Origin of the sequence: Dialister histaminiformans (assembly GCF_900103425.1) — a bacterium.
In the GTDB taxonomy this organism is placed as follows: domain Bacteria; phylum Bacillota; class Negativicutes; order Veillonellales; family Dialisteraceae; genus Allisonella; species Allisonella histaminiformans.
The window spans coordinates 52,778-75,221 of sequence record NZ_FMXA01000010.1 but is presented as its reverse complement, the minus strand read 5'-3'; the positions used below and the strand labels follow the sequence as shown (position 1 = coordinate 75,221).

Genomic DNA, 22,444 nt, shown 5'->3' with positions numbered 1-22,444 from the left:
CCCAACTACGTGCAATGCTTCGACAGCACAGAGGATTATCCGTTGAAAAAAGAATAAAAGCGGTTTTCTGGTGGTGCTACATGCACTCACCGAAACCGCTTTCACCCGCAGAAATACTAAAGGTTATGCCGACCAATAAAAGTATTTCCGATATATATAATACCATGAATGAACGAAGTAGATTAGAGGATTCAATCCCCACATGGGGAGACGCTATTGTCTGGGGAGAGCTTCATAAAACTGACCTTGATATTAGCTTTTACTGGGACTAAAAACCAACACGTTTTGTCCTATAACCCTAAATAGGATATATTAGACTTTTTCACAATAAACTATAAAATATATATCTTATAACAAGATAAACTAAATCTAAAAATATTCGTTGACTCAGTAATTGCTACAGGTACTATGATATAGGCAACTTAGGAATGGGTCCTGAGTTGACTCAGTAATTGCTACAGGTACTATGATATAGGCAACTTAGGAATGGGTCCTGAGTTGAATCACTGATTCTTGATTGATTCGATATTTATATTACGGAAGTAGAATAAGACTTGTGTGTAGAAGGGTAGGCGATTAACAAAAGAGGAAGGTGGCTTGGTATATGAATCGAGGTTCATTACTTCGAATAGGAGAAGTGGCAAAGATGTACCATCTGAGCGTAGAACTTCTCAGATATTACGACAAGATCGGACTGTTAAAACCGGAAATCGTAGATTCGGACAGCGGATATCGATATTACGGAGTCAAACAGTTAGAACATCTGAACCTTATTCGGTTTGCAAGGACCATGGATATTCCTCTTGAACGTATCGCAAAGTATTTCCATAATCCTCAGGTTGAAAATCTGCTGGACATGCTTAATGAACAGCAGGCAGCACTGGAGAGACAAAAGAGGGAAATACTAAGTCTTCAGCATAAGTTGAAGGATAAGGTCAATCAGATAAATGGTGTACTGAACAATAGTCTTGGCCGCATCCGCTATCAGAAGGAAAAGGCATGTTTGATTCTGCCAGTCGCCTCAGGAATTCAGGAAAGAAAACATCTTGACTGGGGACAATACATCAGGAAGATGAAGCCTCTGTATAAGCAGTTACTTACTGATACGGCGAATATAGGGATTGGGCTAAGCAAAGAATTACTAGAGGAGGAATCTTTTCTCTGTTATGATCAGGTCTTTCTTATTCTTAACAGTTCAGATGAACGGAAAGAATACCTGCTCGGGAAAAAAGAAAAAGTTCATGAAATTCCTGCGCAGAAATATGTGAGTATTACCTATCCTGGTGGCAATGAAAAGGCACCTGAATATTACAGGCAGATACAGCAGTGGATGAAGGCAAGAAGATTGAAAGCCGCAGGTGCAGCACAGGAAATTCATCGGGGTGGGTACGACATAGGTAAGAAAGATGAGTCATTCATAACGGAAATAAGAGTTCCTGTTGAATAAGGACGGATTCCCGAGCGGTCAAAGGGAGCAGACTGTAAATCTGCCGGCATAGCCTTCGTAGGTTCGAATCCTACTCCGTCCACCAGTTAATAATTTCATAAGACATATGGAGAAGTCTTATGGATTATTATATAGCCATTTTGGTATATAGCCATTTTGGCACATAAGGAGAATATGCAGTTATTTAGATGGAAAGGGGTGATGTGGAAAATCAGAAGAGCCTGAAGTCGGATGGAAGACTTCAAGCAGTAAGGTAGGCAAAATAGATTTGAACCGATAAGGTTCACGAATGAGTCTAATAGATGCCCAAAAACAATCGTGTAGTCAGGGAGTCTGGCAGCAAAGAAGAATAGAAGAAGTAGTGGATTGTTGAGATGTGCGTAATGTATGGAATGGTATGTGTGAATGATTAGGAACCGACAGTTGGTTGGTGATACGCATTATCTTAAGGAATCTATTAGCTGGAAATCATAAAAATTTCCAGTTTTTTATTTATCTGTTTTTTGTTGCTGTTAGAAAGGGAAATGACTATGTCTAAAGAAAATATCAATCTCAAATCTCTGTTTATTGGACCGAAAGCTGAAAATGGTGACCTGTATAAGGCAGTATTGTCCGATTTAATTGATGAACATATGGGCTGGAGAAAGAATTATATCCCAACCGACCCATCCTTCATTACACCGGCTGATCAGGAACAGCCATCTTTCAAGAATACAGTAACCAAGACTAAATGTGTGCTGGAAGAAGTTTCCAGACGTCTGAGAGCATCCGCAGTTCCGTGGCACTCTGCTGGCCGTTACTGGGCTCAGATGAATTCTGAAACCCTTATGCCAGCACAGCTCGCATACAATTTCGCTATGCTCTGGAATGGTAATAACGTAGCGTATGAAGCATCTCCGGCAACTTCCCAGATGGAAGAAGAAGTCGGTATGGATTTCTCCCATCTGTGCGGATATGGCAATGAAGGCTGGGGTCATCTGACCGCGGGCGGCACACCGGCAAATATGGAAGGTCTCTGGTATGCACGTAACTTCAAGTCCATGCCGCTGGCTTTCGCTAAGGTTATCCCAGAAGTTGTAAAGGGCAAGAGCGAATGGGAACTGCTGAATATGCCAACTGCAGAAATCGTTAAGATTATGCTGTCCCATATGGATAAGCTGGACGAAATCAAGGAAGCTTCCGCACGCGGTGTTGGCGGTATTGATAAGCTGGGTGTTCTGATTGTTCCACAGACCAAGCACTATTCCTGGCCGAAGCTGGCTGATGTACTGGGCATTGGCCATCATCATGTAGTATCCATCCCGGTTGATGAACATTACCGTATGAAGATTGATGTTCTGGAACAGACAATCCGCGATCTCGCTGCTAAACATATTCCGATTATGTGTGTTGTTGGCGTAGTAGGCACAACCGAAGAAGGCCAGGTCGACCACATTGATCAGATTATTGCCCTCCGTAAGAAGCTCTATGAAGAACAGGGAACTTACTTCTATGTTCATGTCGATGCGGCATATGGTTCTTATGCGCGCGCTCTGTTCCTCGATGAAAACTCCAACTTCATTCCGTATGAAGAACTGAATAGCAAGTTCAATGAATACGATGTATTTGAAGATAAGAACTTCAAGATTGACCGTGATGTATATGATGCATATAAGGCCATTGGTGAAGCAGAATCTACTACCGTTGACCCGCATAAGATGGGGTATATCCCATACTCTGCCGGTGGTATTGCCATTAAGGACAAGAATATGCGCGCTGTTATCGGTTACTTTGCAGCATATGTAATTGATAAGGCTTCCAAGGCTCCATCCCTCCTTGGTTCTTACATTCTGGAAGGTTCCAAGGCTGGTGCAACTGCTGCCGCTGTATGGACAGCACATCGCGTTCTTCCACTGAACGTATCCGGCTATGGTCGTCTGATTGGCGCATCCATTGAAAGTGCCCGCAACTTCTATAATTTCATGAAGGACCGCACATTCAAGGTAAACGGCAAGACTATTACCGCTAAGATGCTCACTGCTCCGGACTTCAACATGGTTGACTATGTATTCCATATGGAAGGCGCAACTCTGGAAGAAAACAATGAACTGAACAGAAAGTTCTGGGAAGTAACTTCTTCCGGCCTCGTAGACCTTTATCAGCAGGACTTCCTGGTATCCCATACCGACTTTGCTAAGCCGGATTATGGCGATAGCCCGGTTCCATTTGTAACTAAGGAACTTGGATATTCCATGGAAGACTGGAACCGTGTAGGCAAGATTACCATTCTGAGATGCTCTGGTATGACTCCATACATGAGAGATCCGGAAACTTGTGAATACTTCTGCACAAGCATTAAGAATTCTATTGAAAGAACTCTCGCGAAGATTGTTAAGTAATTTTCAGAGATTGAAATAGAAAATGGTTTAAAAACTTACAGGAAAGGGAGAATCCAGGGGATTCCCCCTCATCCTGTTCCTGTATAAACTCAATTGCTTAGGAGAATGTATATCATGAGTGCACAAACTAAAATGTCTTTCTGGACATTCGTCGGTGTTACCATGGCACTTTGTGCGAATGTTCGTAGTATTCCATCACTGGCAGCCGCTGGCTGGCAGCTGGTTCCGTATCTGCTTTTTGCCATTGTTTTTGTAGCTATGCCTATGACAGCAATGTGTGGTGAATTGTCATCCATGTATCCAGGGGAAGGCGGACTCCAGCTGTGGGTACAGGAAGGCCTTGGTAAAAAATGGGGCTTTGTTACCGCCTGGATCGTATGGGCACAGATGTTCCCAGGCATGGTTATGGTTGCCAGTACCCTGGGACCGAATTTCGGTAACGCTATTGGAGATCCTGTGCTTGCTAATAATCACTGGTTTGTCTTTGGCTGTATTGTTGTTATTTACTGGATTATTACGGCCTTAAATCTTAAGTTCGATATGGCTAAGTTCGGTGGTTCCATCGGGGTTTGGCTGGGTGTTTACATTCCATGCCTGATGTTGTTGGTTCTGGGCTCTCTGACCTGTATGAAGATTGGTATTACCAATACCGGCTATCTGGGAACCTTTTCCTGGTCAGCATTGGTACCGGATTTGAGTAATGTTGAAACATTAAAGTATTTAACTGCCATTGTATTTATTTTTGTCGGTATTGAAATGTCTTCTGTATATGTACCAAGAATGGAAGAACCGGCAAAGTACGTTAAGGGTGTATTTATTTCTGTACTTGGACTTATTGCTATTAATCTGCTGAATGGTCTTCTCGTTGCGAACATTGTTCCAAAGGGAACCATTGAATTGGCTAACATTACACAGCCGATTGCTATTGAATGTCAGATTCTTGGTATTCCAAGTATTTTCGTTAATGTTTTCGGATTCATGGTGTTTTTCGGCGTTATGCTGCAGCTGTCTGCATGGGTAACAGGTCCATCCAAGACGATTACAGCTATTGCCAAGCAGGGAATGGTACCGAAGTGGCTGGGATTCCATAAGGTTAATAAGTTTGGAGTATCCAGGAATGTCGTATTAACACAGTCCATTATGATCACCCTGTTTTCACTGTTGTTCGCATTCATTGATGATGTAAATGGTGTATTCCTTGTTCTTACCAATTCTACAACCATTGTGTATTGCTTCGTATACATTCTGATTGCTATTGCGTTTGTAAAGCTCAGATATATGCGTCCGGATGCAGAACGTGCGTATAAACTTGGTGGACCTGGAAAGGGAAATGTTCAGGCGTGGATTGCGGCTATTCTCGAAGTAGCTGGCATTATTTTCGCGGCAGGAACAACACTTCTTACTTCCTCGTTCCGCGATACCTGTATCGTCAGTCTGTGCAGTATAGTACTGATTCTCATTCCACTCTTTATTTATGCTAACAAGAAACCGGAATGGATACCTGATTCCAGTGAACTGCAGTAAGGCAAGGTAATTATTATGGAACTTGAAACGAAACCTCGCACGACGCTGCTTGAATCCGTATTGATACTTTTTTTCCTGATTGGCTGTCTGGGCAGTTGTATTATTATTGGACACATGCCGCCCCACGTGCCAATTCTCATGGTTTTTGTTTTCTTATGTTTCTGGGGAAAATGGAAAGGATATTCCTGGGATGAAATACACAAAGGGATTTCTGAAGGTATATCACCAGGGATCGTTCCATTAATTATCTTTATGCTGATTGGTGTTCTGGTATCCAGTCTGATTGCAGCAGGAACTATTCCAACTATTGTTGTATATGGATGCGAGATCCTTTCAGCTAATCATTTCCTTGTTATGAGTTTTCTTATATGCCTTGTAGTTGGGATTACGGTAGGGAGCTCATTTACTACGATTTCCACAATGGGTATCGTGCTGATGACCATCGGCACATTGATGGGGATAAGACCTGAATATGTGGCTGGTGCGGTTATATCCGGGGCGTTCTGCGCCAATAACCTTTCGCCATTAGCGGATACTGCAAATCTTTGTGCAGCAATTGGTGATATTGAATTAACAACTCATCTGAAAAGTGTTTTTAAAACCGCACTTCCCACCGCGATTATCTGTATAGCTGCTTATACATTCCTTGATGGAGGAGCAGCCAATATGGATGAAGGGTTGATTGATGGCATGGTGGGAGCACTTAAAGGCGCGTTTCTGATTTCACCAGTAGCGTTACTTCCAATCGTAGTGATATTGGTATGTTCATGGCGCAGATTGCCGGCAATCCCCACTTTGCTCCTTGGTGCGATAACGGCATTTGGCATTTATGGTATTTATCACCCATCAACCGATCAGCTGATGTTGATTCCCCAGTATGTTATGACTGGTTATGTATCCAATGTCGGCATTGAAACGGTAGATACGCTTCTGAGCAGAGGCGGAATCATGAGTATGATGGGGGCTGCTTCAATGATTATCCTGGCTCTGGCTATGGGTGGTCTGCTGGTAAAGCTTGAAGTAGTTAATACATTGGTTACACACTTGTCCCATTTGGTAACTTCCGGGACAAAGTTGGTAATATCTACCGCATTGGGAAGCCTGCTTATCAATTTCAGTGTTGGGGAGCAGTATCTTTCCATTATTCTCCCAGGATCTACATTTAAGTCTCTGTATAAGAAACTGAATGTGGATATGCCCGTGCTGACGCGAACTCTGGCTGATTCAGGGTCAGCGTTCAATGCCGTAGTTCCCTGGGGTGTAAGCGGTACTTTCATTGTAGGTACATTAGGCCTGCGTAGTACGGCATATGTGCTGTATTCCTTCTATCCATTGCTGACGCCGATTGTTACGATTGTGGTCAGTGCACTGACAATGGGCAAAAAGAAAGCGGCTTGATGGAGTATTACCCGGTAAAACCGGGGGAGTAGGAGAAAAAGATGAATATTATTGATGAATTAACCTGGCGAGGCGCAATTAATCAGCAGACAGATGAAAAAAATCTGTATGAACTTTGTGCGAATAAGAGTATTTCACTGTACTGTGGTGTAGATCCTACGGGAGATAGTATGCATATTGGGCATCTGATTCCGTTTATGATCTTAAAACGATTCCAGATGGCCGGACATCATCCGTATATGCTTATTGGCGGTGGTACCGGTACGATTGGGGATCCATCAGGTCGAAAGACAGAACGAACACTGCAGACTATGGAAAAGGTACAGCATAATGTAAAATGCCTGACAGCGCAGCTTACAAGATTGTTTGGAGGGGAAGACAATATCACCTTCGTAAACAATTATGACTGGCTTTCAAAGATTTCCCTGTTGGACTTTTTGAGAGACTATGGCAAGCATTTTAACATCAATACTATGCTGGCCAAGGATGTGGTAGCCAGCCGCAGAGACACAGGTATTTCGTTCACTGAATTCTCCTACCAGATTCTTCAGTCTATTGATTTTAAGCATCTGTATGATACCTACGGAGTTCAGTTGCAGATTGGTGGCGCTGACCAGTGGGGAAACATTACAGCCGGTATAGATCTCATCCATACGGTAGAAGGAGCCAATACACCGGTTTATGGACTGACTATTCCACTCATGCTTAAGGCGGATGGAACTAAATTTGGCAAGACTGCTGGTGGTGCGGTATGGCTGGATCCGGAAAAGACTTCTCCGTACGAATTCTATCAGTTCTGGTTTAACCAGGATGACCGGGATGTAGTGAAGTATCTGAAATACTTTACCTTCCTGTCCCGCGAAGAAATTGAAGAGTTGGCAGAGGCGGTTAAGCAGCATCCGGAACAGCGTGAAGCACAGCGTACCCTGGCAAGAGAAGTTACACGTTTTGTTCATGGGGAAGAAGGAGTGCGTGAAGCAGAACAGATTTCCAGGGCCCTGTTCTCCGGCGAGATAATGGAGCTCACCGGCAAGGAACTGGAACGCGCATTTAAGAAGATGCCGTATGTTACTGTGTCCTCTTTGCCGATGAATATTGTGGATGTGCTTGTTGATGGAGGTATCGTAAGCTCCAGAAGACAGGCGAGAGAAGATATAGCTAATGGAGCTATTCTTGTTAACGGAACGGTGGTAAAGGATGCGGCAGAAGAAGTTTGTGCTCATCCTAATACTGACGGTAAGTATGCAGTAATCAGGAGAGGTAAGAAGAACTATTTCCTGGTTGGTGTAGAAGCACGTAAATAATTAGTAGGTATAGTATAAGCGTTTTGTGAGGTAGTTTAATCATGACTATTAGCCTTGAAAGTAAGTTTGGTTCTGCGGATATTGCAAGAGTTGCTACACGACTGGCCACAACGACCACGCGGGAAGAAGAAATGGAGTATAGATCTGAGCTTCAGAGTATGAATATCCATGCGGCGGCGGTTGATTTTGGCGGCCCGGTAGACAAAATCATCTCGGAAGTGATGAGTCATGCCGCGGTGGCGGCACAGCGGTGCAACCTGGTAAAGGAAACACATGTTGAACTGGGAAATGTCATTGGAGCCTGTCATGAAGTATTGCTTGCACTTATGCACAAGGCGGCTGGACTCAACGTGGGAGGCAAGATTGCGCTCGTAAGATACCAGGAACATCTTTGCGTGGCACTTTTTGCTGAAATCGGATTACTGAGTTTCAACGAAGTCGGATTATACCTGGCACATCGCGCTGTACCGAATGAATAAGCGATTAGGGTAGTAAAATCTTTAACAGAGAACACTTAGTTCTCATATAGTTAGTGGACAGATAAGGTGAGAAGAATGCAGCTTCTCACCTTATTTTTATTGTGCCTGTTTATCTTTCGCATTAAGTCATCGTCCCAGACCAAAGGCTTACAGCCCGTAAGCTCCACTTCATGGTTAATTCCATTCTGCTCGAGCATAGGAAAGCATGCTGATGTTTTCCGTTTGAAGTCTGATTGTCTGCAGACTGCCACAGCAGTCTGGTGGTAAGCAGGGCATCTGATTTGGAGGAATGTAATGACGCTCACAATCAGCATGCATCGCTTATGCAGAGCTATAGTTGATACCACTTTGTTAGAACACGGGAAAACAGAAGGATGTTACATATATCCTTTATAAAAATTTTTCGCATCCCCTCTTACCTATCTTTTCATGTTAAGCCACAGCCTATGAGCTTCCAGCTCATCTCTATACATGCCCAAATGTAATCTTAATGATTTTACGAAGTTTACATTTACAAATTGTTTATAATATGATACGTTGATAAAGGTATTTACGTTATGGTTTTAAAACTTTATTTTTACAGGGAGGACAGGATGAAGAAGGGTGTAGTGCTGGCAGTTTTGCTGGCTGGTGTTTTGGGTGGTTCGGTTGGTGCAGCCAATCCATTTTCGGATGTATCTTCATCGGACTGGGCTTATCAGGCGGTGGCGGATCTTTCGGATGAAGGAATTGTGGATGGATATCCGGATGGGACGTTCCGGGGACAGAAGAATGTGACCCGGTATGAGCTGGCACAGATTGTTGCCCGGCTGATGGCCAAAGAGGATGAGTACAGTACTTCACAGCGCGCAATTATTGAAAAACTGGCCTATGCATTGGCGGATGAACTGGATACTATGGGAGTGCGTGTATCCACTCTGGAATCCCGAATCGGAAATGTGCTCTGGTCCGGCGATGCCCGTATGCGTATGGTGCAGGGATATGACTGGGAGGGAAAGAAAGACAGTGCCTTTGATGGCCGTATGCGCATCCGCGCCCATGCAGAGGTCAATGACTCCACTTACGTAGAAGGCCGTCTCCGCACCGATATGGATTTTATGCATACAGGCGAAGACGATAATAGTACGGATACGTACATGGACAACCTGTATGTTCGGCACACCTTTGGAGATAGCACCAGCCTGAAACTGGGGAAATTTGATAAATTCAGCGGCCAGACTGGGCTCTTCTATGACGGACAGGTTCGCGGTCTGGAAGCATCCTATACGGCCAATGATAACCTGCAGTTTACCGCCGGTTATGGCCGATTTAAAGACTGGGGTAACGTGGAAGTAGGCTATGGTCGTATTTCCGGAGATAATGGAAGCATCGCCTACAATGTAGAATATTATCAGGGAAACGGTCGGGTAACCGTCGGGGATGCATTTGGAAAAGATACGGAAGAGGCCATAAATGAATTATTGGCGCCTTATGGAGTATCTGCTCCAGCGTTGGAAGTAAAGGATTTTGCACGTATCTGGGGTGGCGGCCTGACACTTCGGGCGGATGAGGATTTCTCTGTATTTGGTGACTATTATAAGAATGTCAAATATGAAGGGAAACCGGTGCTTTGGACAGCCGGTTTCCAGTGGGGACATACCGATTTAAATAAGCCGGGGACCAGCCGTTTCTCCACACAGTATGTGAGTGCTGAAGATGGATCCTATATTGCCGGGACAACTCTGGACGTGTCCGACGTACTGGACAGAAGTGTAGGATTGGGATCGATAAACCCAGATTTTCTGGGGATAACGGATGATGGATACCTTATCGTGGAGCCTATACTGCGGGGAACATCTACAGAGAAGCTGACTTTCTGGCTTGCAAAAGGAGATGTAGTTCTGACGAAGAATGTAAACCTGCACGGAGAATACGCATTCCACATTTCTGCCAAAGACGAAGATGACCACAGAGACAACCTCGCCTCGGTAAGCCTGCAGTATACGTTTTGATGAGCGGATGCTCAAGGGCGGCTAAAACACAGGTAAAAGCAAAGACAGCAAGCCTTCGGCTCATCAATTTCTTTATATCCTGTTATAACTATGTTATAAGTAAACACATAGTGTCCTGTTATTGACATTTTTCGCATTTTCATATATTATGACTATAGCTGATTTGTGATGCCCTCACGAATGGGTGGATGGAGAAAATAGAAAATGGCAGAGGAAACCAGGACACTCGAGCTTGAATTTTCTATAGACTCCGGAATAAAAAAGGGCAAATTTATTCAAAGGAGAGTATCTACTATGAAGAAGATTCTCGCAATCGCTGCCGTAGCAGCACTGACCGCTGGCGTGTCCGCATACGCAGCAAATCCATTCTCTGATGTTTCCACATCTGACTGGGCTTACCAGGCAGTTTCCCAGCTGTCCGACCAGGGTATCGTTGAAGGTTACCCGGACGGCACATTCCGTGGCCAGAGAAACATTACCCGTTATGAACTCGCTCAGATCATCGCTCGCCTGATGGCTAACGAAGATCAGTTCAACGCTGAACAGAGAGCTACCATTGACAAGCTCGCTGGCGAATACGCTGACGAACTGGACAACCTCGGTGTTCGCGTATCCAACCTCGAAGCTAAGGTTGGCAACATCTCCTGGTCCGGCGACGCTCGTATGAAGTGGGATCAGTCCTATGATTCTGATAAGCTCGGCCATGCTGATGACAACTTCAACGGCCGTATGAGAATCAACGCTCATGCTCAGGTTAACGACAGCACCTACGTTGAAGGTCTGCTCCGCACCGACATGGACTTCAAGAATAACGACGAAGACAACGATACTTACATGCAGAGACTGTATGTACACCATGACTTCGGCAACCATGTTGGCGTAAACATTGGTAAGTATGCTGAATTCTTTGGCCAGACTGGTATGTTCTTCGATAGCGAAGTTAAGGGCGCTGAAGCAACCTACACCGCTAACGACGCATTCAGCCTCACCGCTGGTTACGGCCGTTTCGCTGACTGGGATAACAAGTGGAACTCTAATCTCGGTGATCAGAAGAACACTGAATATGGCTATGCTCAGATTAATGGCGCTGCTGGCCGTTTCGCATATACCCTCGACTACATCAAGGGTGCTGATCAGTCCAAGGTTGAAGTTTACGGCGGCGGCCTGACCATCGGCCTCACCGACAAGTTCGATGTATTCGGCGACTACTTCAAGAACAGCGATGCTCAGGGTGATCCGGACGCTTGGACCGCAGGTCTCGGCTATGGCCACCAGGATGATGCTCGCGTAGGCTCCTTCCGTGTAAGCGTAGCTCGCGTTGACGCTGAAAAGAATGCTATTCTCGGCGGCTACACCTATGATGTTTCCGCACTGGACGCTCTCAAGGATAAGGATGTAACTGGAGTTAAGTTCTGGAATGCAGCTGCTGATGTAACTGTAGCTAAGAACGTAAGACTCCACGGCGAATACGACTTCGACGTTAAGGCTCATGGCACCAGCACTGACTACGATGATCTCGCAACCGTATCCCTGAACTACGTATTCTAATCGATAAACTCGATTACTTACCTAGTCTGAAAAAGGAATCTCGAAAGAGATTCCTTTTTTGTTGCTCAAATTATTACGTTCTTTACTGAAAAGACGGGTTATAGGGGCTATAGGATATTTCGTGTGCTTTTTAATACCCATGAAGCTAGTATTTGTGGAGCTTCATGGGCACGACAACAAAGAATTGTTACTGAAGATTTCCATAAAGGAAGAGTTTAATGGGCTTGCTTGTACTTGTTCATCAGCGTAATGATAAACAGGAAGATACATTACCTGGCGGTATTCCTGTTTCCGCATTATACGTTAAGAATGCAAAAGGTAATTAACGGAAGCATGCAGCACGTTTTCCTCTCTGGAGAGAAAGGATAAAAGCCGCAAAGTTTGTTTGCTGTCGGCAAGTCCTCGGTTCAGGGCCGTGCAATTCTTACTGATTGCAGGGGGGAGCGGAAGGTATTCTTATAAAGAATAAGAAAGCAAAAAGTTGTACGAATGGAAAGATTGCGAAACGTTTCCCGTTCTGGAGAGAAAGGGGGAATGACGACAAGGTTCTTGTCGTCATTGGTTGTAAGTTCATAGAATTATGAAATCTTTGATTTCCATACTATGGACAGCCCTGTCTTTCCATAAAGGCTGCTATTCGTAGAATCCTTCACTCGAGAATCCAATAGGCTTCTTGCGGTCTTTGGTTCTTCAACGGTTTGTTTGGTCTGATATCCAATTGGATTAGAATCAAAATTTGATATGCTTTGTTCGGTAATTCTGATATGAATGGAGACCATGGATTGACATAACCTATAGATATATTCACAACAATGAATTCAAACGCTATCATTAGTGCCAACACACAGAAATCCCTTGGGGTATGTGGAGGAATGTTTTATGCTGAGGAAACCAGGACACTCATGCATTAGATAAAGCAGCTCCTTAATTGGTGTAAGAGAAAGTAGTTTCAGGAGGAGTTACTTTATGGTTAGAAGAACTTTAGTCGCAGCTGCCGTAGCAGCTCTGGCTGCAGGCGTATCTGCTTATGCAGCTAATCCATTTTCTGATGTTTCCACTTCTGACTGGGCTTACCAGGCGGTATCCCAGCTGTCCGACCAGGGCATCGTAGAAGGTTATCCGGATGGCACCTTCCGCGGTCAGAGAAATATTACCCGTTACGAACTGGCACAGATCATCGCTCGCCTTATGGCTAACGAAGATCAGTTCAATGTGGAACAGAGAGCTACCATTGACAAGCTCGCTGGCGAATATGCTGACGAACTGGATAATCTGGGCGTTCGCGTATCCAACCTGGAAAACAAGGTAGGCAATATTTCCTGGTCCGGTGATGCTCGTGTTCGTTACATTGACTTCGGCGGCAACAAGGGCGACCAGTGGGATGGCCGTATGCGTATTCAGGCATCCGCGCAGGTTAATGACAATACCCGCGTAGTAGGCCGTCTTAGAACGGATATGAACTTCAGAGATGATGATTCCACCGACAGCACCTACATGGATGCTCTCTATGTAGATCATCAGTTTGGCAATGCTGTGGATGTACAGGCAGGCCGCGTAGGCGTAGTATTTGGTGACCAGGCAGGCTGGCTCTTCGGTGATGCCAGGGGCCTGGATGGTGTAAAGGCACGCGTTAACTTTGACCAGGATTCCTATGTCAACGTAGGCTTTGGCCGCTTCAATGCAAGCTCTTCCGGCGTAAAGGATCATGATGCATTCTTCGCTCAGGGCCGTACCAATATCGGTACCTCCACACTCGGCGTGGATTACATCCGCTTTACCGGTGATGAAAACGAAGCAGGTACACTGAACACTGGCTGGCATGCTGGCGATGACAACGCTGAACTGCTGGGAGCTTCCCTCAACGTTCCGTTCAACAACTTCCGTGTATTCGGTGAATACTGGAAGAACACCACTACCTCATCCGACTATGACACCGCATGGAATGCAGGTCTCGGCTATGGCCACGTAAATCCAAAGGCTCCGGGAACCTGGCAGCTCGATGTGGCATATAACGATGTTGACAGAGATGTTTACTTCGGCGACACCGGTCTCACCACCGGCACCCTCCTGGCATTCTCCAAGGATGGCGCTACCAACGTAAGATTCTGGAATGCAATGGCTGATGTAGCACTGGAAAAGAACGTAGTTCTCCACGGTGAATACGCATTTGCAGCTAAGGCTGACAATGTAGCCGATCCGAGCGATTCCTACTCTGTAACATTCAACTTCCTGTTCTAATAGACAAAGTGGAATTTGCATAAAAAAGAAAAAGGGTGTCCTGAAAGGGCATCCTTTTTGAATGAAAGAACCCCGGACAACAGAAACACTGTCCGGGGTTTGGCTTTAGCGGAGGGATCTATTTTCCTGATAAGGGGAAAATAGAGGGATTATTTGGATTCCGGTTCTTCGGAATCTGGATTGCCCAGAGCTTCCAGATCTTTTCGGATGGTGGAAAGAAGAACGGTAGGATCATTGATTTTACGCTGGAGGGATTCCACGAAGCCCCAGTTATCCCGCTGCTGCCGGGTGAGATTGCTCTTACCGGTCATGGACGTTACATCCATACGGTAGCATTCCATGTGATTCAGCGTGCGGTATACGGATTCTGGAATCTTGCCCATATCGTAGCGGTCCATGAGCAACTGAGTAGCTTCCAGCTTTTCATCAAAATCTTCCAGGAATACCACATCGGCCTCACCCATAACGCTTTCAAAAGCGTTAGTCCACATAACCGGTACATTGCCCAGGCCAATGCGGAAAGAGTGTGGCAGAACAAAAGAGATATGAGGATTTTTTTTCATCAGATCAATTTTTCTTCCCTGAGAAGCGGAATGGCAATAGAAAGATAAGATACCATCATGGACCTTGTAGCCAAAATCCAGCGGAACCAGATATGGCTGTCCATCATCTACCATGCCGATAATAATCTGGCGGGCTCGGGAAGCAATAGATACCATTTCATCGAAATCAGAAACCAGCCGGTCTTTACGTCTCATAGGTCTGTTCATGGGGGCCTCCTTAGGAATAAAGAATGCATTTGCCTTTATTTATCCAGTATAACACACTTTCGGCCGGTATTCCGTTTTGGATGGCGTCACACGATATGGTTTCAGAACCTCCGCGTACAAAGTACAGCGGTCATTGTATGAGACAGACAAATCAGACCAATAGATTTCAACCGGACGCCTGTTGGAAGTCCTATCAGACTAAACAAAGGATAAAATAGACCGCAACAAGGTCTATTGGGGTTGCATATGTAAAGAAAGGAAAGAATGCAAAAGCTTCACCAAATGGAAAGCATCCGAAAGCTGTATTGAAGGGTAGACTGCCGCATGTTTCCCTCTCTGGAAGGCTATATCCAAATATAGTGCACAATGTCCAATCTCCAGGTTTGTTTTAGTCAGAAATCTGCGTTCTTACCTTTATCAGGCTTTAATACGGACCTGGATACCATTTTTATGGAAATTCAAAGAATTTCTTAGATAGAAGACTTGTATCCCGTGGCAACAAGATATTGTTGCCACGCCCGCCTGCCATATATTAAGATATCAAGGATTTGCAGGCATTCGAGACAATCCGTTGTCTCGAATCCATCCGACCCCAAGCGGATGGTGGAAAGTAGAGTCCACTATGTGAATCAGAAGGAATGACGGGCTATGTTGCTCTTCGATTTTTACCAAGGAGGCTATTCCCAGAATCCATCCCTTGCCATTTTACAGGAATTGCACCGTCCCGCCCTTCTGATGTTAAGGCACCGACCTGAATCCTGTAGGGATTTGCCGACTGGCGGGCCTATGGCCTGTACCGACCATGAGCCACCGGCTCGTCCCATGCACTTGTCATCTAATTATGTTATACTATATATGGAACAATATCCAAAAACATATAAGTGGTTGGTTTGAACGCTGGGGCGTTTCATGGTTTGACCGGAAGTTATACTCATGTTGATACGGGTTAGCAATGCATGAGTACTCCGGTTTTTATAAACTGCTTTTATCTGTCCTGGAGCAGACGGATAGGGCAGGCAAGAAGAGAGGAGAGAAGATGGCAAATATAGAAAAATTCCGCGGAGCCATGCTGGGAGAGGTTTGTGGTGATGCTCTCGGGTATCCGCTGGTTACACTGAATACGGGTAAGATTATCAGACATTATGGCCCTTTTGGACTTCGGACCATGGTAAAGCCGAAGGATAAGAATGCCAAAGCTCTCATTTCGGATAATTCGCAGATGATGCTTGCAGCAATTGATGGGTTGCTCTGGGGCGATGCGAAGAAACTGACACCTCGTGACGGGGTGTATCGCGGTCTGATGCGCTGGTACTATAGCCAGACCGGGGAAGAGCCAAAGCGCGGACAGAAGACATGGACCCGGCGTCAGCCTCATGAGAAGAAGGTATGCCTGGTTCGCGAACGCTTTATGCATGAACGCAGAATGCCGGAACAGGGCGTTTTGAATGCGCTGTCCAATGAAAAAAAGGGGACTATTAAAGTCACCGTTAACGAAAGCAAGGGCAGTGCGGTGCTTACTCGAAATGTGCCGACCGGATTGCTGTTTGCCAAAGAACCGGAGCAGGCTTTTATGGAAGGGGTGGCTAATTCAGCGCTTACCCATTCGGAACCTACTGCGTATCTGGCAGGCGGTGCTGTAGCTTCTCTGACAGCCTATCTGGCATCTGGACTGTCTCTGCCAAAATCTCTGGCTAAGGTGGCAAGAATGCTGGCAACCGCTAAAGGCGGAGATGAAGTGACATTGCTTCTTACCGCAGCGATAGAACAGGCCAACAAACACCCGGCAGGTAAAGGGGGGGCCTGGGATCATCTGGACAGCATTCGTTCCCTGGGCACAGGGGATACAGCTGCGGAAGCACTGGCTATTGCTGTGTACTGCATCAATGCCGTAGATGATCCATTTGAAGCTATAGTCGTAGCAGCCAACCACGATGGACGAAGCACAGTCACAGCAGCCCTTACCGGAGCGCTGGAAGGCGTCCGCTTTGGAGACAGCTTCCTCCCAGCTTACTGGACAGACGATGTAGAAGGCGGAGACATTGCCAGACAGATGGCCGATATGCTGTTTGTAACAGAAGAAAAAAGAGAAGTATAAAAGACAGAAACCATAATAAATCAAAGGTAAAAGGAAACTTCTGAACTTTCCTGAAAAGGGAAATTCAGAAGTTTCCTTTTTTTCTGTCGATGAGCTCTGCTCATCTTAATGTTCATAGCTACCATGTTTGCAGATTTTTCTCTAATCTCAAACCTCTACCATCGTACCTGTCTTTATAGTCTGTATTGCCTGATTTCTTCTTACAGCTCATCTATCAAAAATCTTATTTAGTCCTTTTCTAAGTGCTTCCAGGTGGTCAGGCAGTTCATCTTCCGGAATTCCGCCGTATCCCATGAGGAGCATGTGTTTTGGAGCCTGCTCCGGATGTGACCAGAACATAGCGGGATTATAGACCTGCACGGATTCTGTGTTAAGGATGGCTATCATCTGTTCGGTGGACAGGCAGGATTTTAGTTCCAGGACGAAGTGAACGCCGCCTCCGATGCCATGGATGGTTATCTTCTCACCAAAATGTTTTTTCAGAAAGGCAATAATGGCATCATGTTTTTTCCGGAAATGGTTGCGGATGATATTCAGATGCTTTTCCCAGGCATCGGATTCCAGATAGTACGCCAGCGTTTCTTCCATGAGCTGAGGCAGAGAGGCGGAAATGCGGGGGAAGCGTTCTTTCAGGTGAAGAGGGAAATTTTCAGGCATAACGAGATATGAGGCACGAATGTCAGGGGAGATACTTTTGGAAAAGGTTCCCAGGTAGATAACCCGGTGATTGGAATCGATGGATTGCAGGGAAGGTATGGGCATATCGCGGTAGTGAAGTTCACTGTCATAGTCGTTTTCGATAATGTAACTGTTGGTTTGAACGGCCCAGTTGAGAATTTCCATACGCTTTTTTATAGGCAGGATAGAGCCCAGGGGATACTGATGGGAAGGAGTGATATAAAGAAGGGCATTTGTATACTGGTGCAGAGGGGCCGTGTCAATCCCGGTCTTTCCGGCAGGGATGGCGTGGATAGAAAAATTTTCCTTCTGAAATATATCCCATACTGCCGGGTACCCGGGGTCTTCCAGAATAAGGGAGTAATGGGAAGAAGAGAAGAAGGCGGTGAGGAGAAACAGAGAGTAATAATGTCCGGATGTGAGAATTATCTGATCTGGAGTGGCTACAACGCCGCGGGAGCTATGGAGCATGTGGGTGATGGCTTCCCGGAGATGAAGGCTTCCTGCGGCAGGTTCATAAGGGATACTGTTCCTCTTTTCCATGTTGTTCCAGGCTCGTGACATGGCCTGTCGAAAGGCTCTGTTTCGATAGATATTGATATCCAGACTCCCATAAGAAAAATCATAGGTGCATGAAGGACCTTGTGCTTCCGGTATGGCAGAAGGCGTGGTCTGGTTCAGTGTGACAGGAAGAGGAATTTTTTCCACATAGAATCCGGAACCGGGACGGCTGGTAATAAAGCCTTCCACCAATAACTGGCTGTAGGCCGTATTCACAGTGTTTCTGGAAATATCATACTGAAGGGCCAGTGCACGAGTAGAGGGGAGTTGCTTTCCCGGTGGCAGCTCTCCTGAGATAATGGCTTTTTTCAGTTCTCTGTACAGCTGTTCATACAGACTGAGAGGGGATGAACGGTCAAGGGTAATCATGAGGGGTCTCCTTTTACAACATGGGTAGCCATACAAACTGGTACTATAAAAAACATAGTAAGTGGAACTTTTTATGGTTCCGGTTTACTGGTATTATATAAAAAAAGAGAACTGTTGGCTACGAAAAGGAGACCCGATATGAAAAAATTTATTATTGAGGATTCTTTCTGGGATATTTTCCCGGAGGCTTCTATCGGTATTATTACCGTGCATGGGATAGATAATCATATAAAGGATGAAAATCGATATCAGCCGCTTCTGGAAGAAGCAGAACAGAAGGGACTGTCATGGCTTACTCAGGATGATTTTGCTTCGAATCCGGTCATCGCGGTGTGGAGAGATGCTTTTACCCGGTTTAAAAAGAAAAAAGGGGTCAGAGCATCCATAGAAGCACTGCTGAAGAGAGTTTATCAGGGGAAACATATCGGGACCATTAATCCGCTGGTAGATATTTACAATTCGATTTCTCTTTCTTATGCCCTTCCTGTGGGAGGCGAGGATATAGATAAGTTTGAAGGAAATATCCGGCTGACACTGGCTGATGGGACAGAACCTTTTATTACCCTGGGCAGTAATGAAAGTGAACCACCTAAAGAAGGGGAAGTGGTATATAAGGATGATGCGGGTGCCATATGCCGCTGTTGGAACTGGAGAGAATCGGTGCGCACTATGCTGACCGAAGAGGCTTCTAATGTATTTCTCTGTATTGAGTGCGTGGATCCGGAAAGAAGGGAAATTCTTACTGAAGCTATCAATGCCCTGAAGGACATGGTTGTTGGAGAACTGGGAGGGACAGCAGAAGCGGCTTTCCTGGACAGGGATCATAAGGAAGTTGTTATTGATTAATTCCCGGATGGAATAGCCGGGAGAAAGAAGGAGTAATATGGCTACACCATTTGCTAACCGCAGATTTATTACCGATGAAAAGATTATTCGTGAAGTACTGGAAGCGTGCAAAATCATCCACATAGGAATTCAGGATGGTGATGGGGTATATGTGGTACCTACCAATTATGGGTACACTTATGAAGATGGGAAACTTACCTTTTTTACCCACGGAGCCAGAAGCGGACGGAAATGGGATCTTATACAGAAGAATCCTCATGTAGGGTTTGAAATAGATACCGGATTTCAGCTGGTGGACGGCGGTGAAGTTCCCTGCAATTTCAGCAATGCCTATGGCAGTATCATCGGAAGCGGCCGTATGTCGGTAGTGGAAGATAATGAAGAAAAATGCCGCATTATGACTAACCTGATGAAGGTGCAGGCAGACCGGGATTTCTCTTTTACTCCTGCAATGGTTGAGTCGCTGGGCGTGGCTAAGATTGAAGTGGAAGAGTTTAAGTGCAAGTCCGGATATCTGTATAAACAGAAACAGTAAGAATGGAGACCATAATGGAGATTCGGTCCATTGTGGTCTTTTTATATTTTCGACGAATAAGATAAAGAATTTTTCGCAATCGTGGTATGATAAAAATGTTACATGTAAAATAATCGGACCGGAAGGTCGTGTTATAACGTACAGGAGCCTGTGAGCAGGCGAAGGAGAACACAATGAAAGGGAAACGAAAAGGCGCTCTTCTGGCAGTGATGGCACTGGCGGTTGGACAGGCTGGTGTTGTGCAGGGGGCTGCACCGGAGAGCATCACGCTTTCTGACAGCTATGTGAAAGCGGATCATGATGAGGTCAGCCAGTTGAAAGATACAAAGCAGGTCATTGTGATTACCAGGAAGGATATGGAAGGAAAAGGGTATCGCACGCTGTCTGATGTGCTGAATGCTCAGACCAGCATCAACACAGGGGCTGCCGGGTATGGAAAAATCGATATCCGCGGCCAGGGTGGCGATGAGGCGGACCGTAATCTGGTATTCATGGTAGATGGCGTACCGCTGAATAATATGAGTTCCCATCCCTGGAGTCTCCATTATGATGTGGTCCCTGTAGAAAATGTAGAAAAGATTGAAATTATTCCCGGGGGCGGCTCTGTCCTGTATGGATCCGGTGCATCCGGCGGGGTTATTAATGTGACCACACAGAAAAAGGCTGGAAACCAGAAGGCGAATTCCGTATTTTCTGAATGGAACAGCGATGGTTACCGTGCCGGGGTGGCTCTCAGCCAGCCGGTAAATGACCAGCTGTCCATCCAGGCCGGATATACCCGGCTGGAGCAGGATCTGCAGTTTGATAATACCTGGAGAAATACTAAATATGGATATGGTGGATTCCGCTGGGATATTGATCCGACACAGCATATTACGTTTCGTGCCAGCCATCTGGAGGAAGACGGACAGTACCTGTCCAATGTGACTAACCAGAATCTGAAGGAATATGGGCGAGATTATGTGCCCACGCCTAAGCGGTATATTGCCGGCTATGAGAACGGGAAATACATCTGGGGAACTCGGTCTGGTTATGATAAGACGGACACGGCGCTGGATACGTATCAGGCGTCCTATGAAAAGGATATGGGCAGGAACTGGACTCTTACCACAGATATTTTCGCCGATAAGGGGCATTTTATTAATAATGCCTATGATGACGATCAGACCACGGAAAGAAAGACCCGTGGGATGCATGTCCGGGCGGATCACACTTATGGGCAGGATTCCCATCTTCTTATCGGAGCCGATTGGATTAAGCAGGAGCAGAATCTTGATTATATAGGCTCGGTGCGTACAGGTACGATGTACCATTTCAATTATGACAGGAAAACAGCGGCTCTATATGTGCTCAATACCGTGAAATGGGGAAAGTATACATTCACTCAGGGGCTCAGAAGGGAAAAGACTGACTGGTCATTCTTTGATGTGGGAAATAATGTATCTGGAGATGATACGTCTCATCGCTGGGATACTGCAGGGGAACTATCGGCAGCTTACCACTACAATGACACAGGCCGTGTCTATGTCCGGTATGAACGAGGTTACACCGGTCCGGATGCCATTCAGGTAAAGGACGCAATCAAGGTGAATGGTGTGCGCAGCTACATCCCTACCTCTGCAGAGGATGAGACCTATGATCTGTATGAACTGGGATGGCGGGATAAGATTGGTGCATCTATTGTGGGCATCACCCTGTTTGAATCCTATACAGGGAATCAGATGAACCGATATTATACAGGGGCGGGGCTGTATCCTGCCTATACGCTCAATCTGCTGTCCACACGTAGACGGGGGGCTGAATTCTCTCTTCGCCAGCAGCTTGGCAAACTAAAACTTTCTGAATCCTATACCTGGCTTCTCGGTCACAGCAAATGGAACAGTGAAGGACGAGATTTTCTGGAAGAATACCCGGCTGATTCTATCGACTATACCCGTGCAGGGCTCACCAAGGTACCGAAGCACAAGATTGCCCTTCATGCGGATTATGACTTCGATGACCGCTGGTCCATGGGGCTGGGATGGACATTCTTCGGCAAATATATCAATTATCTGTCCGATGCGGACAAGGCGGATGACGGGCTCATGCATTCCTATGGGCTGGTCGATATTTCGGTAAACCTTAAGGCCGGGCAGCAGCTTACGGTATATGGCGGTATCACCAATCTGTTTAACAAGGATTATTATGAATATGGCAATGGGGCAGGACCGTATCAGACTCTGCTTCCAGGATTTGAAAGAACCTGCTATGTGGGGGTTAAGTATACCTTTTGAGCAGGATAAG

At 45.7% G+C, this 22,444-nt stretch carries 15 protein-coding genes, 1 tRNA gene and 1 pseudogene; 15 read left to right on the top strand and 2 right to left on the bottom strand.

Annotation, left to right across the window (positions count from 1 at the left end; all coding sequences use genetic code 11):
* The 11 genes and pseudogenes from BLQ79_RS04825 to BLQ79_RS04775 form a co-directional block, all read left to right on the top strand.
* Positions 1-272 (top strand): annotated as a pseudogene (locus tag BLQ79_RS04825) (IS256 family transposase); the annotation flags it as partial.
* 332 nt (positions 273-604) lie between these two features.
* Complete coding sequence (locus BLQ79_RS04820) at positions 605-1,447, top strand: MerR family transcriptional regulator (protein WP_091364432.1); 843 nt, start codon at positions 605-607, stop codon at positions 1,445-1,447.
* A tRNA-Tyr gene (locus tag BLQ79_RS04815) sits at positions 1,448-1,532 on the top strand.
* A 445-nt stretch (positions 1,533-1,977) separates the two neighbouring features.
* Entirely contained in the window at positions 1,978-3,825 is a 1,848-nt protein-coding gene (gene tdc / locus BLQ79_RS04810; protein ID WP_091364430.1) for a tyrosine decarboxylase, read from the top strand.
* Positions 3,826-3,939: 114 nt separating this feature from the next.
* Entirely contained in the window at positions 3,940-5,349 is a 1,410-nt protein-coding gene (locus BLQ79_RS04805) for an amino acid permease (protein ID WP_091364429.1), read from the top strand.
* 15 nt (positions 5,350-5,364) lie between these two features.
* Positions 5,365-6,747 (top strand): Na+/H+ antiporter NhaC family protein, encoded by a 1,383-nt coding sequence (locus tag BLQ79_RS04800; RefSeq protein ID WP_091364427.1) that lies wholly within the window; start codon positions 5,365-5,367, stop codon positions 6,745-6,747.
* 41 nt (positions 6,748-6,788) lie between these two features.
* Positions 6,789-8,051 (top strand): tyrosine--tRNA ligase, encoded by a 1,263-nt coding sequence (gene tyrS / locus BLQ79_RS04795; RefSeq protein WP_091364425.1) that lies wholly within the window; start codon positions 6,789-6,791, stop codon positions 8,049-8,051.
* Between the two features lie 41 nt (positions 8,052-8,092).
* Positions 8,093-8,530 (top strand): HutP family protein, encoded by a 438-nt coding sequence (locus BLQ79_RS04790; protein WP_091364423.1) that lies wholly within the window; start codon positions 8,093-8,095, stop codon positions 8,528-8,530.
* Between the two features lie 593 nt (positions 8,531-9,123).
* Positions 9,124-10,521, top strand: a complete 1,398-nt coding sequence (locus BLQ79_RS04785) for an S-layer homology domain-containing protein (RefSeq protein WP_091364421.1) — start codon at positions 9,124-9,126, stop codon at positions 10,519-10,521.
* A 294-nt stretch (positions 10,522-10,815) separates the two neighbouring features.
* On the top strand, positions 10,816-12,069 hold the full coding sequence (locus BLQ79_RS04780) for an S-layer homology domain-containing protein (RefSeq protein WP_091364420.1): 1,254 nt from the start codon (positions 10,816-10,818) through the stop codon (positions 12,067-12,069).
* A 966-nt stretch (positions 12,070-13,035) separates the two neighbouring features.
* Complete coding sequence (locus BLQ79_RS04775; protein ID WP_091364418.1) at positions 13,036-14,307, top strand: S-layer homology domain-containing protein; 1,272 nt, start codon at positions 13,036-13,038, stop codon at positions 14,305-14,307.
* A gap of 149 nt (positions 14,308-14,456) precedes the next feature.
* Here BLQ79_RS04775 and BLQ79_RS04770 read toward each other — a convergent pair whose 3' ends face one another.
* Complete coding sequence (locus BLQ79_RS04770; protein WP_091364416.1) at positions 14,457-15,077, bottom strand: pyridoxamine 5'-phosphate oxidase family protein; 621 nt, start codon at positions 15,075-15,077, stop codon at positions 14,457-14,459.
* Positions 15,078-16,113: 1,036 nt separating this feature from the next.
* Between BLQ79_RS04770 and BLQ79_RS04765 the strand changes: the two genes are divergently transcribed.
* Positions 16,114-17,172: an ADP-ribosylglycohydrolase family protein gene (locus tag BLQ79_RS04765; RefSeq protein ID WP_159427843.1), complete on the top strand. Its 1,059-nt coding sequence runs from the start codon at positions 16,114-16,116 to the stop codon at positions 17,170-17,172.
* 207 nt (positions 17,173-17,379) lie between these two features.
* Here the strand turns inward: BLQ79_RS04765 and pdxR are convergent, their stop codons facing one another.
* Positions 17,380-18,780, bottom strand: coding sequence for a MocR-like pyridoxine biosynthesis transcription factor PdxR (gene pdxR, locus BLQ79_RS04760; RefSeq protein WP_091364412.1), 1,401 nt, complete (start codon positions 18,778-18,780; stop codon positions 17,380-17,382).
* A gap of 138 nt (positions 18,781-18,918) precedes the next feature.
* Between pdxR and BLQ79_RS04755 the strand changes: the two genes are divergently transcribed.
* The 3 genes from BLQ79_RS04755 to BLQ79_RS04745 all read left to right on the top strand — a co-directional run bounded on the left by BLQ79_RS04755 (position 18,919) and on the right by BLQ79_RS04745 (position 22,434).
* Positions 18,919-19,626 (top strand): B3/B4 domain-containing protein, encoded by a 708-nt coding sequence (locus BLQ79_RS04755; protein ID WP_091364410.1) that lies wholly within the window; start codon positions 18,919-18,921, stop codon positions 19,624-19,626.
* 37 nt (positions 19,627-19,663) lie between these two features.
* The gene (locus BLQ79_RS04750; RefSeq protein WP_091364407.1) at positions 19,664-20,161 is read left to right on the top strand and encodes a pyridoxamine 5'-phosphate oxidase family protein; all 498 of its coding nucleotides are present in this window, start codon (positions 19,664-19,666) and stop codon (positions 20,159-20,161) included.
* Positions 20,162-20,334: 173 nt separating this feature from the next.
* The gene (locus tag BLQ79_RS04745; RefSeq protein ID WP_091364405.1) at positions 20,335-22,434 is read left to right on the top strand and encodes a TonB-dependent receptor; all 2,100 of its coding nucleotides are present in this window, start codon (positions 20,335-20,337) and stop codon (positions 22,432-22,434) included.
* Positions 22,435-22,444: the final 10 nt, after the last annotated feature.

What these genes read in the sequence shown, in the direction of transcription:
- BLQ79_RS04745 (WP_091364405.1), top strand. Translation starts at nt 20,335, where the DNA reads ATGAAAGGGAAACGAAAAGGCGCTCTTCTGGCAGTGATGGCACTGGCG.
- BLQ79_RS04750 (WP_091364407.1), top strand. Translation starts at nt 19,664, where the DNA reads ATGGCTACACCATTTGCTAACCGCAGATTTATTACCGATGAAAAGATT.
- BLQ79_RS04790 (WP_091364423.1), top strand. Translation starts at nt 8,093, where the DNA reads ATGACTATTAGCCTTGAAAGTAAGTTTGGTTCTGCGGATATTGCAAGA.
- BLQ79_RS04770 (WP_091364416.1), bottom strand. Translation starts at nt 15,077, where the DNA reads ATGAACAGACCTATGAGACGTAAAGACCGGCTGGTTTCTGATTTCGAT.
- BLQ79_RS04780 (WP_091364420.1), top strand. Translation starts at nt 10,816, where the DNA reads ATGAAGAAGATTCTCGCAATCGCTGCCGTAGCAGCACTGACCGCTGGC.
- BLQ79_RS04775 (WP_091364418.1), top strand. Translation starts at nt 13,036, where the DNA reads ATGGTTAGAAGAACTTTAGTCGCAGCTGCCGTAGCAGCTCTGGCTGCA.
- BLQ79_RS04755 (WP_091364410.1), top strand. Translation starts at nt 18,919, where the DNA reads ATGAAAAAATTTATTATTGAGGATTCTTTCTGGGATATTTTCCCGGAG.
- pdxR (WP_091364412.1), bottom strand. Translation starts at nt 18,780, where the DNA reads ATGATTACCCTTGACCGTTCATCCCCTCTCAGTCTGTATGAACAGCTG.
- tyrS (WP_091364425.1), top strand. Translation starts at nt 6,789, where the DNA reads ATGAATATTATTGATGAATTAACCTGGCGAGGCGCAATTAATCAGCAG.
- BLQ79_RS04785 (WP_091364421.1), top strand. Translation starts at nt 9,124, where the DNA reads ATGAAGAAGGGTGTAGTGCTGGCAGTTTTGCTGGCTGGTGTTTTGGGT.
- tdc (WP_091364430.1), top strand. Translation starts at nt 1,978, where the DNA reads ATGTCTAAAGAAAATATCAATCTCAAATCTCTGTTTATTGGACCGAAA.
- BLQ79_RS04805 (WP_091364429.1), top strand. Translation starts at nt 3,940, where the DNA reads ATGAGTGCACAAACTAAAATGTCTTTCTGGACATTCGTCGGTGTTACC.
- BLQ79_RS04765 (WP_159427843.1), top strand. Translation starts at nt 16,114, where the DNA reads ATGGCAAATATAGAAAAATTCCGCGGAGCCATGCTGGGAGAGGTTTGT.
- BLQ79_RS04800 (WP_091364427.1), top strand. Translation starts at nt 5,365, where the DNA reads ATGGAACTTGAAACGAAACCTCGCACGACGCTGCTTGAATCCGTATTG.
- BLQ79_RS04820 (WP_091364432.1), top strand. Translation starts at nt 605, where the DNA reads ATGAATCGAGGTTCATTACTTCGAATAGGAGAAGTGGCAAAGATGTAC.